Here is a 13390-nt window from a genome sequence, read left to right on the forward strand (position 1 = left end):
AAAATTTAATCTTTAAGCTTCGATAAATTCATAGTTTTGTATCGATCTTATATCCAAGACCTGGTATGTTTTTGATAAAATCAGCCCCTACTTTATCTCTAACTCGTTTAATAAAAGTTCGAATCGCCGCATCGCTTACACTTTCGCCTATCCAGACATTTTTTTTGATGTCAGAGTGTAAAACAAGCGTTCCAAGACGATTTATCAAAAGCGAAATAAATGCTAGCTCTTTTTTAGTTAGTGGGATTTCAACTCCGTTTTTAATAAGAACTTTTTTTGTAGGACTAAAAGTGTAATTTTTGCCGATTTCTATCAAATTTGAAGAATCTATTTTAGCTTTCGCCAAAGTCTCAATCGCATAGATTAGCTCGTCCATATCAATCGGTTTTAAAAGATATTTATTTATGCCGATTTCAATGGCTTGCATAAGTTTGTCTTTGTCATTAAACGCACTTAAAACCACAATCGGCGTCCCAGGCGAAATAGCTCTAATATCTTTTGACATCTCCAAACCATCACGAATCGGCATTAAAATATCGGTTATGACGATATTTGGATTAAATTTTTTAAATTTTTTCAGACCCTCTTCGCCGTTTTGCGCCGTTATGACCTTTTTGAAAACTTTTTCCATAACGCTAGCTAACAAATCACGAATTTTCGCTTCATCTTCAACTAAAAGGACACTTAATTCCTTCAACGCTACACTCATACGCCCCCCTCTTCTTTTGCCAACGGCAGTATTATTTTAAAATTTACCCAATTTTTCAAATTTTCTGCGATTATCTCGCCTTTCATGTGCTCAATTATCATTTTTGACATATATAGCCCAAGACCGGTACCAGAAGATTTATGCTTAGTCGTAAAATAAGGCTCAAAAATTCTTTCCATAATCTCGTCTTTTATGACTCCTGCGTTGTCTTTTATATCGATAATCGCAAATTTATCATTTGATTTGATTGAAATTTGAATTTTTTTACTTTTTATTTTACTATTTTTAAATGCGTCTTTTGCATTTACTAAAATATTCATAAAAACTTGTGTAAGTTCGCTTTGATGACCATATACAAAAACATTTTTTTGACTTTTCACATCGATTTTTATATCATTTCTATCAAGCGTTCCTTTTAACATAATCATAGCATCATCAACACAACTACTAACCAAAAAATTTTCAACCGGCTTGTTTGCGTTGAAGAAATTTCTAAAATCATCAATCGTATTGGACATGTTTTTGATGACCTGTTTTGCATGTTCGTAAGTATCTAAAAACTCATCTTTATCTTCCAAATTTTGCTTCATTTTAAAAAGATCAATACTAAGTTCGCTTAACGGCTGACGCCACTGATGAGCGATATTTGCCATCATTTCGCCCATAGAAGCAAGGCGAGACTGCCTAAACATAATGCGACTACTTTGCTCATTTTTAGCAATCTCTTCTTCTACTCTTTTTTCCAAATTCGCATTTAATATAGTGAGTTCTTTGGTTTGTTCTTTTACTTTATTTTCTAGTGATTGATTTAACTCGTTTAACTCTACTCTAAGCTGCGTAAGGTGTTCGTTAAGCAAAATAACATTTGTTACATCGTGGCGAATAGCAACAAATTCTTCTATCTCGCCGTTATCATCTAAAATCGGAATAATCGTTGCATTTAGATAAAACGCTCTGCCGTCTTTTGATAAATTTTTAACTATACCTTTATAAACTTTTTTAGCTAAAATGGTCTCCCAAAGCTTTTTAAAAACTGATTTTTTGACATCTGGGTGGCGAACTATATTATGCGGAGAACCGATAAGTTCTTGTCTAGAATAACCGCTAATTTTGCAAAATTCATCATTTACAAAGGTTATAATGCCGTTAATGTCGGTTTTTGAAACAATATTACTCGCATCAATCGCATCTTGATATTGCTTTAATTTTGCCTGAGTTTTTTTCATATTGTCGCCATAAACCCCGTAAATGCCTTGTAAATTCCATAAGCAATTATAAAAATTGCCGACAGCGTTAGCATAGTATTTTTAAACTTTAAACCTAATAAATTTATCACAAAAGAAAAACCTAACAGCGTAGGAAGTGTGCAAATTCCAAAAACTGCCATTATGAGTGCGCCTTGTGCTATATCTGCCGACATAATCGCCATAGCAAGAGCCGTATATACAACGCCGCACGGCAAAAGTCCGTTTAAAAAACCAAGCAAACAAAATCCGCTTAAATTCTCGCTTTGCATTGCAAATTTAGTAGGTTTTGCTAGAAATTTAGACCAAATTTTATCGTTTTCTATAAATTTTAAAAGCGCACCCCGTTTTAAAAGCGCGATCCCAAAAATCACAAGCAAAATTCCGATAAAAAAGTGCAAAAATCCTAAACTTTTTTGGCTAAATTTAAAAAAAGAACCAAAAAATCCGCCTAAAATTCCTAAACTTATATATGCAAAAACTCTGCTTAAATGGTAACTCAAAGCGTAAATAAAGGCTTGGAATTTGGTTTTTTTTGTTAGTTTTGTGTTGTAGGCAATGACAAAACCGCCGCACATCCCTAGGCAATGCCCAAAACTCATCAACACTGCCATAGGGATAATGCTAACTAAATTTGACATTATAAAATTTCTAAAAATTCTTTAAAAATATATTTGCTTTCATTTGGACCAGAGCTTGCTTCTGGGTGGTGTTGGACCGAAAAAACAGGATAATTTTTATATCTAACGCCTTCAATCGTGCCATCAAATAAATTTCTATGCGTTATTTCGGCAACTTCTGCTATGCTTTCAGGGACATTGTAGTTATGGTTTTGCGCCGTGATTTCGATTGATTTGCTAAATTGATTTTGCACGGGGTGGTTTGCGCCGTGTTGTCCGAATTTAAGCTTGTAAGTTTCATAGCCCATTGCATTGCTTAAAAGCTGATGTCCTAGGCAAATTCCAAAAATAGGAATTTTTGCTTCTATCATTTTTTTAATTTCTGCTATTTCGGCTTTTAGCATTTTTGGTTCGCCGGGGCCATTAGAAAGGAAAATTCCGTGAATTTCGCCTTTTTTAAATTTATCAATTAGCGTATCTGCTTTGGTATCGTGCGGGAAAATTTGAGTTTGTATGCCAAGCGTTCCAAGCTCATTTAAGATGTTTCGCTTTACGCCGTAGTCCATAACGGCGACTTTTTTGCCACAAGATTCGATTTTTTTATACTCATTTTTAGCATAATCCCAAGAGCCGTTTTCATGGGCGTAGCCACTTTTGGTGCTAACAATGCTGACATAATTTACCTCTTCGATTCTAGCTGAATTTGCCAAAGCATTTTTAAGCATCTCTTTATCGCTGATTTCGGTTGAAACAAAAACACGCAAATTACCTTGATCGCGAAGCATTTTGGTTAAATATCTAGTATCAATGTCATAAACTCCGAATTTGCCGTTTTTGATAAAATACTCTTCTAAATTTGCTTCGTTTCTAAAATTTGACGGGTTGTTATTAAAATTTCTGATAAAAATTCCACTTGCGTGAATTTTTGAGCTTTCGTTATCAAAACTATTTGTGCCGACAATGCCGATTTCAGGCATAGTAAAAACTATAAACTGCCCGGCATAACTTGGATCAGAGATTATTTCTTGATAGCCTGTAATTGAAGTGTTAAACACAAGTTCGCCAAATGCACTTCCGCCCTTACCAAAAGCCTTTGCTTCCAAATACACGCCGTTTTCAATATAAATATAAGCTTTCATTAAAACATACCTTTTTTGCGTAATTCTTCTTCATAGAGTTTTTCAAAAACCATATCGTATTCTTCTGTTCCGGGGATCAATTTTCGTTTATAGCCTTCGATTTTTTCGATAACTATATCTTCGATTTTTTCGAAATTTTTAAGATAATCTTCAATCGAAATGTAAATCACATTTTTTACCTTGTTTTCCGAAACAGAGTAATCAATCAAGCTTTTTTTCCAAATAGTTTCTAAAATTTCATGCGATAAATTTGAGTATCTATCTTCGTAATTAAGACTGAAATTTGCTTCTTCGGCAAGTTTTTTCTTTATAAGCCAAAACATATTTTTCTTATCAACTTGCATACTATCCATTTCATCGATTCGCGCGTCGATGATTTCATTTGCCCTTTCTTCTATGGCTCTTTCCTTCATCAAATCACTTCGCAAAATTTCATCTGCCGCTTTTGAGACAGGCTCTAAACCGCTAGTAAGCGTAACAAACCCTGAATTCACTAAATCAATCGCGATCTTATGTGCGATATACGGGACATGTGATAATCTTATACGCATATTTCCGCCTTTCTGTTATTATAAAATAATCGTGTCGGTTCGCTCTGGGCTAGTTGAAATAAACCCAACTTTAACGCCTGTTAATTCTTCTATTTTTTTAATGTAAATTTGCGCATTTTTTGGTAAATCTTCAAATTTAGAGACACCTTTTACGCTCTCCCAACCGTCCATTTCTTCATAAACTGGCTCGACTTCGTCTAAATTTACAGGAAAATAATCAATTATCTTTTCGCCAAGTTTATAAGCTTTGCAAATTTTGATTTTTTCAAATCCGTCTAAAACATCAAGTTTCATCAATGCGAATTTATCGATTCCGCTAAGCCTTGAAGCGTATTTTACACCCACAGCGTCAAACCAACCGCATCTTCTTCGTCTGCCTGTTGTCGTACCAAATTCTTTTCCTACTTCGCACATAATATCGCCTTGTGTGCCTTTATCTTCGGTAGGAAATGCGCCGTTTCCAACGCGTGTAGTGTAAGCTTTTACTATGCCGATGACTTCGCCTATATCTTTTGGAGAAAGCCCTAAACCACTACAAGCACCCGCTGCAACGGTGTTCGAGCTAGTTACATAAGGGTAAGTTCCATGATCAATATCAAGCAAACTTCCTTGTGCGCCTTCTACTAAAACCTTTTTGTTTTCGCTCAAAGCTTTCCAAATCATATTTGTAGTATCTGCAATGTATGGCGCAAGAGTGTTTTTAAATCTTTTTAGCTCTTCGTAAATTTCAAGTTTTGACGGCAAATTTATGCCAAGCGTATCAAAAATATATTTATTTGCCGCAAAATCCCTTGATAAGGCTTCACTAAGTTTTTCAGGCTCTAAAAGTTCGCCCACTCTATGACCTGTTCGGTTGATTTTATCAGCATACGCAGGACCTATGCCTTTGCCCGTCGTGCCGATAGCTTTATCGCCTTTTAATTTTTCTTTTGCCTGATCTATGAGCGAGTGAAAACTTAAATTTAAATGTGCTTTTTCACTTATAAAAAATCTGCCTTGCAAATTCTCAAACTGCGCCATTTCAGTAATCAAAACATCAGGATTGACCACAACGCCGTTTCCTATGATATTAATTGTATTTTTATTTAAAATCCCACTTGGTACCAAATGAAGTGCGTATTTTGTGCCATTTACCCAGATTGTATGCCCTGCATTGTGTCCGCCGCCGCTTCTACAAACAAAATCATAATCAGCACAAATCATATCGACGATTTTGCCTTTGCCTTCATCGCCCCACTGAACGCCTAAAATCAAATCAGCCTTACTCATTTTTTAATCCTTATATATAATTTTTTCTATCATTGCATCAACCATAACGGCAAAACCGCTCGAATTTGTGCCGTCGATCTTGTAGTTTCCGCCGCTACAAAGTATCGAATTTGCGTCTAAAAATCTAAAAAATAGCTCATCATAATATCGCATTTTTGAATAATACAAAAGCGAAATTCGAACATTTTCATACGAAATTCCCAAATTTTCAATATCATTTATAGCATCTTTTAATTCGCTAGGAACGCTGTTTTTAAGAGCTTTTAAATCCTGCAAAGTGGTAGCTTTGGTAATGTCATTTAGCCATTTTATATCTTTTTGAAGCAAAACTTCAATCGCACCTTTTTCAAAAACATCAATCGAAATGCCTAAAATTTGACAAATCAGCTTTGGAATTTCGATATTGCTAAGCTGCAAAACAGGCTTTAAACCAAATTCGCTAAAAATTTCTAATGCAATTTTTATCGCAAGAGACAAATTTCGCTCATCTATCATCTCGGCGCCGATTTGATAAAATTCCTTGCTTGGATATTTAAAAATCGGCTGCATATAAAACCAGCGTTTTAAATTTTCATTTTTTAGCCGTCTTCGCACGATACGCACGACATCTACGGTGCTATCGGCTCTTAAAGCGATTTCATTATTTTGCGGGTCAGAAAATTTCAAAAGTCCGCTTTTAACGCCTAAATTTTGATGATACGAAAAACAAGGTGTGAGAATTTCGTTAAAATCATTTTTAAGCAAAATCTCACTTGCAATATTTTCAATCTTTCGTTTTAAAGCGGCATTTTTTCCAAAATAAAGTCTTGATCCGTTTGGAATTTCGTGCTCAAAATCAGCACTAAGACTATCTATCATAAATCCTCCGTGTTTTTTATGAGTGCCGTAAGTTTTGGCGTAAATTCACGCACAAAATTTTGCAAATTTTCATAATCAAGCGTAAGAATATCCAAAATTTGCTTATGTATTTCTGTATTTAAATTAAAATTATCACTCTTAGCAGTTTGAATTTGCTCTAAAATTTCGCTAAATTTTGCTTTTGATGAGTTAAAATTTTCTTTATTGATTTTTTTTGTTTGAACCAAATTTATAAATTCTTCTGCCGTTTTTTTGTAATCTAAGAAAATCAAAAAATCGTTAAATTCGGTTTTTGAAATAGGCTTAGGCTGATTTAATTTTTTGAATTTATTGGCAAAACCGGCGATTTCATCTTTTTTAAGTGCTTTTGAAATCACATTTCCTTGTAAATAATCAAAACCTAAATTTTTAAGCAATCTTAGCGAAAAATCATCTTCAATGCCTTGTGCGCCGACTTTTAAATCCAATTTTTCGGCATAAAGCAAAATGGCTTTTAGCATTTTGATATTATCATAACTTTTTTTGGCATTTAGACAAATGTCTCTTTGAACTTTTATCATATAAAACGGCAAATTTTTTGCCAACACAATATTTTGAGAATTCACGCTATTTATGGCAAATTTCACACCAAATTCGGCATATTTTTCAAAAATATTTTTAAATTTATCTACACTTTCTTCGTCAAAATCAGTAATTTCAAAAATAAATTTGCTAGGATTTACATTTGGATTTTGAGCCATTGTTTTTGCAAAATGCTCGTAAAATTCGCTATTTTGAAGCTGAGTAGAACTTATATTTATGCTACAAATGCAATCAAATTCGCTTTGAAATTCTGCTAGTTTGCTAAGCGAAAAGATACTTAAAACTCTCTCCAAATCGCTTTCGTTTAAATCTAACAAAAAATCTCCCGGCAATAAAATGCCCATATTTGGATGATTCCAACGAAGTAAAAGCTCATAACCGAAAATTTCGTTATTTTTGGCATCTATCATCGGTTGATAAAGCATAAAAAATTCATTATTTCTTATCGACGCGACAAGGCGATCTACTTGCGAATTTGCACTCATATCTTCATATATGCTAAATCCACCTTTATGAAGCGTTTTTGCATTATACATTGCTTTATCGGCTCTGCTTAGCAAATCTTTAAATTCGACTTCTTCATCGCCATTATAAAATACCACGCCGATACTAGCACTTGCTCCGATTTTTTCATTTTTTATATTGAATTTAGTATTTGAAGCTTCAAGCAGTCTATTTAAAATAGGCATTAGTATTTTTTTATCTTCAATATTTGGGATAATAGCACAAAATTCGTCTCCGCCAAGCCTAGCTAAAAAGTCATTTTCTCTAAGTGCCTTTTTCATCACGGCTGAAATTTCACGCAGATAAATATCGCCAACATCATGCCCGTAAGTATCGTTGATCGCCTTAAATCCGTCATAATCGATAAATAAAACAGCCATAAATTTCCCGCTATCTTTTGCCTTTTGCATAAATTCAGGCGCAATCTGCATAAAATAAATTCGATTTGGCAAATTTGTTAAAGCGTCATAGTGTGCTATTAGTTGCAATTTTTCTTCTCTTTCTTTGATGCCATAAATTTCCATAAACATTATCATATAGTTTGTGATTTCGCCCTTATCGTCCCTAATGGCATTTATAGTAACAATAGCAGGGATAATCTCGCCTTTTTTGCTTAGACCCTCGATTTCATCTCTATAAACATCATCTTTTGTAAGCGAATTTCTTAAAGCCTGCACATACTCTTCTTTATTTTTTGCAAATAAAAATGACGGATAGCGACCCAAAACTTCTTCTTCATTATAGCCTGTAATATCGCTAAATGCTTTATTTGTTCGCATTACAAGACCGTCTTTGCCACATAGCATAATGCCTTCGTGAGAATTTGAAAAAACACTTGCATTTAGTTTTAGTTGAATTTCTGCCTCTTTTCGCTCGGTAATATTTTCAAAAATACCTGAAATTTTTGTTATCAAGCCATCTTTTTGATTAGTCGCTCTGCCCTGCACACTAAGCCAGATTATTTGATTCGATCTACCTTTTATGCGATATTCTGCAATAAATTTTTCACATTGTCCGTTTATATAATCATTTAGTGCATTATTAAAAATTTGCACATCTTCATCTAAAATCATATTTTTAAAATCACCAAAAGAAATGCTATATTGATGATATTTATCTTCATAATTTAAAATTTTCAAAAAATTGCCGTCGAATTCAATCGTTTTGGATTTTAAATCCATTTCCCAAGTTACAAAAGTCCGTGTGTCAATGATATTTTTATAAAATTCGCTATCGTATCTTGATTTTTCTTCGGATTTTGTTAGTGTATCGATATTGTTGAAATAAAAAATAATCAGCTCTTTCCCTTTTGTGTGCAAAATTTTTGCAAAAACGCTATAAGTGTAGTATTCGTTATCCAAGTGCCTTATGCGATAGGTCTGCTCGAAACTATCTCTTCTTGTCGTATCAAAAAGTGAGATATTATTTTTTATTTCATTTCGCACACGAAGAACATCTTTTAGATGAATAATACTAAAAAAATCAATCTCGCCGTTTATAAATTTAAAATAATCATAACCCCAAATAGCTTTTGCATTACTCGTTAAATTTAACACTTTTGAAGCATTAAAATCATAAACCATCATAATTTGAGGCGAATTTTGCATAAATTCATACTGCTTACTTGTTTGTTCTTGTAAATTTATGTATTTTGACATATCAAACATGATATATACGATAAAAACCGCTCCGTTTGAGTAAATATAGCTTTTTTGCATATACATACTTTTTTGACCATTAATCGTATTTTGCATACCTATCATATAATTTTCATTTGCATAATTTGCCTTAAATTCGTTAATCTGCCTTTCAAGTAGTGAATTTGCGCTAATTTCAAATACATTTTTTTCGGCTATATCATCGCCGTAAATTTGCTTTGCAGTCTCGCTATAATCAACAATCATACCGCTTATACCATCTACAATCAAAACGCAAAGAGAACTTTGTTTAAAAATATCATAAAAATTTTTACTCAAATCACCAAGCTCGCTATCCTTGGCGCTGAATTTATCAGAAAATTTCAAAATATCATCGCTAAAATCTTTAAAAATTCCCTTTTGTATGATTTTGGTCGAAACTTCCGCGTTTTTATTTGATGACATTAAAATCTTTTTGACTTCATTTATAGGAGCGATAACTTTTGAATTTAAAAAGAAAATATTTGCTAACAAAAATAATCCCACAAGCCCAAATAAAGCCAAAATAACCAAAAACATAATAACTTCGCCGTTTAGCTCAGAAAACAAAGTTCTTTTAACAAGGACGAAATTTTGAGTATTTGCAATATTTTTGATATATAAAAAATCAAAACCGCCTAATTTTTCTTTTATAAGCACAAGTCTATCTGTTTTTTTAAAACTAAACGAATCGCCGTAAATATCGTAGATGTCGCCATTTACACCCGAAATAAAATGTCCGTTTGAATTTAAGATTCTAATTTGCGAATTTGGAAAAGTAAAATTTGAAACAAGGCTTTTTGTATCGACAAAACCAACCAAATACGCACCATTTTGAGCCTGTTTAATAATAAAATAACGATAAATTCCGCCGTAAAATATAAAATCTGAAATATAAAAACCGCTTTTTTTAACGCTATCTTTAAATTTGTCAATATCAAATTCGCTTGGGAAAGCGATTTTATTATAATCACTAGCTAAAATCAAATCATTTTTCAGATAAAAAATAGCGTTAAATTCGTCTTTTTTATCCATTTTCGAATTCATTACTTCAAGCGGCTTTGAAGTCAAGACAATGCTATTTTGTATATCATCAAGTTCGCTTATCAGGTCATCATTATGGTGTTTCATAAGATTTACGGCAATTTCGCTTTGAGATTTTAAATCTTGTTCGATTCTACTTTTTTTGCTATAAATTCCCGAAGCCAAAACCGCAAAAATCACAAATACAACAAATAATCCGAGTAAATAAAATCTTTTTATAAAAGAAATTTTCTGTCTTCTAGCGTTAAACATAGCAAATTCCAAAAAATTTATTTTATCCAAAGATTGCTAAATTTAAAATGATTTTAAAGGCTTGTGAATTTTGCTTTTTTCGAATTTAAAAAATAAACCGCAAACAAAACGCAAAAGCTAATTATAAGCATAATTCCCGCATAAATGTGCGCTAAGCGAAAATCCAACAACTCAACAGCTTCATAAATAGCGATACTTGCGACCTTTGTTTTATCACTAACACTTCCGCCTATCATCAAAACTACGCCAAATTCGCCCATTGTGTGAGCAAAACTTATCACAAGCGCCGTTAAAAGCGATGGTTTAATAGACGGTAAAGCAACCCTAAAAAGCGTTTGTAATCGACCTTTTCCGAGCGAATAACTAGCTTCGATCAAATTTTTATTTAGGCTTCGAAAGCCCGAAACCAAAGGCTGAAACATAAACGGAAGCGAATAAATGCAACTTGCGATGACTAAACCGCTAAAATTAAAAACTAAACGAATTCCAAAGGTTTCATCAAAAAATTTGCCAAAAAACGAGTAAGGCGATAAAAAAACCAAAAGATAAAATCCAAGCACCGACGGCGGCAAAACAAGCGGCAGTGAAATCACAGCTTCAAGTGCATTTTTCCCCTTAAAATCGCGATATGCCATAAAATAAGCTAACGGCAAAACCAAGATAAATAAAATCAAAGTGGTGATAAAAGATAGTTTTAACGAAACCCAAAACGGTGTGTAATCGAGTTTTAAAAGCGTTTCTATCATTTTTCTACCTTTTTTAAATTTAGCAAATACGCCTTTGTGCTTAGACTTACTTCATCTCCAACTTGCAAATTCTTAGCTTCAAATTCACTCAAAACCACTTCGCAAAGCTGATTTCCAACAGCGACAACTGCCACAAAAACGCTGTCTTTTTGCGAAATTTCAACGATTTTTCCTAAAAACGAAAACTTTTGCGAACCAAGCGTTTTTAAAAAAACTTCGCTTGGCGTTCCGCTTTTTATAACTCGTCCGTTTTCAATCTCAAAAACTATATCGCAAAGCTTATAAATCTCGCTAACATCGTGGCTGACGATGATTATCGTGGGTTTATAAATTTGATGAATTTTTAGCAAATAATCTTGAATTTTGTTTCTCATTGTGTTATCAAGCGCACTTAATGGCTCATCTAAAAGCAGAATTTTTGGATCTTGCATCAATGCTCTTGCTAGTGCGACGCGCTGTTTTTGACCACCTGAAAGCTCGGAAATTTGCGAATTTGCGTGATCCCCAATCTCTAATAAATTTAAAAGTTCGTTTGCTTTTTGGGGATCATTTTTTGCAAAAAGCAAATTTTTTATGACACTCATATTTTCAAAAAGCGCGTAATCTTGAAATAAAAATCCGATTTGTCTTTTTTGCGGCGACATAAAAAATTTATCGTCAAATAGCGTTATTTCGCCGTTTATTATCTCTCCGCTATCAGCCTTTTGGAAACCTGCGATTAGGCGTAAAAGTGTCGTTTTCCCGCTTCCGCTTTTGCCGTAAAAACATGCAATTTTGCCTTTTGGAATTTGCAAATTTGCTTCGATTTTAAATTTATCGCCAAATTTTTTAACGCAATTTATACTAATCATAAAACCCCATCGATAAACAGCGAAGTCGCCTTTATATAGGCGTAAATTTGCAAATTTTGGCTTAAATTTAACCTTTTTGCAGATGCAGTTGTGATTATACTTTCAAAAATATCGTCTGAATTTATTGCTTTTAAATTTACTACGCTTAAAATCTCGCCAACAGCGATATTTTGGATAATACAACCAATTTCATTGCTTAAAGAACAATTTTGAAGTTTTTCTAGACTTAAAATCACTTCCGAGCTTTTAAATCCAAGCTTTACGCGCGAATTTATCGATAAATTTGCAGGAATTTCTAAACTAACCATAGTTAGTTTTCCAAATTTAGCACCGAATTTAAGGGCGTTTATACCCTTAAATTCGTTAATTTCTTCTACTTTTGCTTCAATCATTAAAAATCATATCCATATTTGGCAAAAATTTCCTTACCCTTTTCGCCTAAGATAAAATCATAAAAAGCCTTTGCTTCGGCGTTGTTTTCGGCTTTTTTAAGGATTACGATGCCTTGTGCGATAGGGTCGTAAAGCGAGCTATCAACAAGCACGAAATTTACACCTTCTTTATACTCTGCCATTTTTGGCGAATACATAGAACTAGCCGCCACAAAACCCACATCGGCTGCGCTCATAGCTTGTGAAAGCGCATCGCCGATTGATTTTGCTTCTACGATTTTGGCTTTGATTGTATCATAAATTCCTGCTTTTTCAAAGGCAGCCACACTTGCAGCGCCATAAGGAGCGGTTTTTGGATTTGCGATTGAGATTGATTTTACCTTTTCATCTTTTAAAACTTCCAAACCTTGTGTTAAATTTAGATCTCTAACGCTAAACATAGCAACTTTGCCTTTTGCGTAGGTTACGGCTTCATTTATGGCAAATCCGTCTTTGAAAAGATTGTTCGCAAAGTCCATATCTGCTGCCATAAAAATGTCAAACGGAGCTCCGTTTTTAATCTGTGTGCTTAAAGCACCACTTGCACCAAGGCTCACATTTAGCGTAATCTCTGGATGGGCTTTGGCAAATTCAGCCTTAATCTCATCAAATGCATAAGTAGTATTTGCAGCTGCTGCAATACTAACTTCTCCCGCGTTTGCTAGGACGCCCACTAAAAGACCTAAAAATAGTGATTTTGCAGAAATTTTCATTTCTATTCTCCTTATAAAAATTGTAAAATCGATTTTATATTATGTATGCTTTTATATAACTTAATTTTATTAAAATTATTATATAAAAGGATTTTAATTAATATTATATAATTTTATATATAATAAGGGAAATTTGAAATATACTTTTATAAATCAAAAATTAACATTTATTTTCTAAAAAAATGCTACAATGTCGCTTTA

At 33.4% G+C, this 13390-nt stretch carries 12 protein-coding genes; all 12 read right to left on the reverse strand.

What is annotated here, in order from left to right; all coding sequences use genetic code 11:
• Positions 1 to 28: 28 nt before the first annotated feature.
• From PF026_RS05925 to modA, 12 genes are read right to left on the reverse strand one after another with little or no spacing between them, the layout of a single operon-like run.
• Positions 29 to 709, reverse strand: coding sequence for a response regulator transcription factor (locus PF026_RS05925; RefSeq protein WP_270863593.1), 681 nt, complete (start codon positions 707 to 709; stop codon positions 29 to 31).
• Positions 706 to 1935: a PAS domain-containing sensor histidine kinase gene (locus PF026_RS05930; RefSeq protein WP_270863594.1), complete on the reverse strand. Its 1230-nt coding sequence runs from the start codon at positions 1933 to 1935 to the stop codon at positions 706 to 708. The genes PF026_RS05925 and PF026_RS05930 overlap by 4 nt, the downstream gene beginning before the upstream one ends.
• A complete protein-coding gene (locus tag PF026_RS05935) occupies positions 1932 to 2594 on the reverse strand; it encodes a sulfite exporter TauE/SafE family protein (RefSeq protein ID WP_270863595.1) in 663 nt (220 codons plus the stop codon). Before PF026_RS05935 ends, PF026_RS05930 begins: the two co-directional genes overlap by 4 nt.
• A complete protein-coding gene (gene carA / locus PF026_RS05940; RefSeq protein WP_270863596.1) occupies positions 2594 to 3712 on the reverse strand; it encodes a glutamine-hydrolyzing carbamoyl-phosphate synthase small subunit in 1119 nt (372 codons plus the stop codon). Before carA ends, PF026_RS05935 begins: the two co-directional genes overlap by 1 nt.
• The gene (locus PF026_RS05945; protein WP_270863597.1) at positions 3712 to 4263 is read right to left on the reverse strand and encodes a DUF507 family protein; all 552 of its coding nucleotides are present in this window, start codon (positions 4261 to 4263) and stop codon (positions 3712 to 3714) included. The genes carA and PF026_RS05945 overlap by 1 nt, the downstream gene beginning before the upstream one ends.
• 18 nt (positions 4264 to 4281) lie before the next feature.
• Complete coding sequence (locus tag PF026_RS05950) at positions 4282 to 5532, reverse strand: adenylosuccinate synthase (RefSeq protein ID WP_270863598.1); 1251 nt, start codon at positions 5530 to 5532, stop codon at positions 4282 to 4284.
• A gap of 3 nt (positions 5533 to 5535) precedes the next feature.
• Complete coding sequence (locus tag PF026_RS05955; protein WP_270863599.1) at positions 5536 to 6390, reverse strand: ATP phosphoribosyltransferase regulatory subunit; 855 nt, start codon at positions 6388 to 6390, stop codon at positions 5536 to 5538.
• Positions 6387 to 10478 (reverse strand): diguanylate cyclase domain-containing protein, encoded by a 4092-nt coding sequence (locus PF026_RS05960; RefSeq protein WP_270863600.1) that lies wholly within the window; start codon positions 10476 to 10478, stop codon positions 6387 to 6389. Before PF026_RS05960 ends, PF026_RS05955 begins: the two co-directional genes overlap by 4 nt.
• A 23-nt stretch (positions 10479 to 10501) precedes the next feature.
• Positions 10502 to 11194, reverse strand: a complete 693-nt coding sequence (gene modB, locus PF026_RS05965; RefSeq protein WP_270863601.1) for a molybdate ABC transporter permease subunit — start codon at positions 11192 to 11194, stop codon at positions 10502 to 10504.
• Positions 11191 to 12045 (reverse strand): ABC transporter ATP-binding protein, encoded by an 855-nt coding sequence (locus PF026_RS05970; RefSeq protein WP_270863602.1) that lies wholly within the window; start codon positions 12043 to 12045, stop codon positions 11191 to 11193. Before PF026_RS05970 ends, modB begins: the two co-directional genes overlap by 4 nt.
• Positions 12042 to 12437, reverse strand: a complete 396-nt coding sequence (locus PF026_RS05975; RefSeq protein ID WP_270863603.1) for a hypothetical protein — start codon at positions 12435 to 12437, stop codon at positions 12042 to 12044. Before PF026_RS05975 ends, PF026_RS05970 begins: the two co-directional genes overlap by 4 nt.
• On the reverse strand, positions 12437 to 13189 hold the full coding sequence (modA, locus tag PF026_RS05980) for a molybdate ABC transporter substrate-binding protein (protein WP_270863604.1): 753 nt from the start codon (positions 13187 to 13189) through the stop codon (positions 12437 to 12439). Before modA ends, PF026_RS05975 begins: the two co-directional genes overlap by 1 nt.
• Positions 13190 to 13390: the final 201 nt, after the last annotated feature.

Source organism: Campylobacter sp. CS_NA3 (assembly GCF_027797495.1).
Taxonomy (GTDB): domain Bacteria; phylum Campylobacterota; class Campylobacteria; order Campylobacterales; family Campylobacteraceae; genus Campylobacter_B.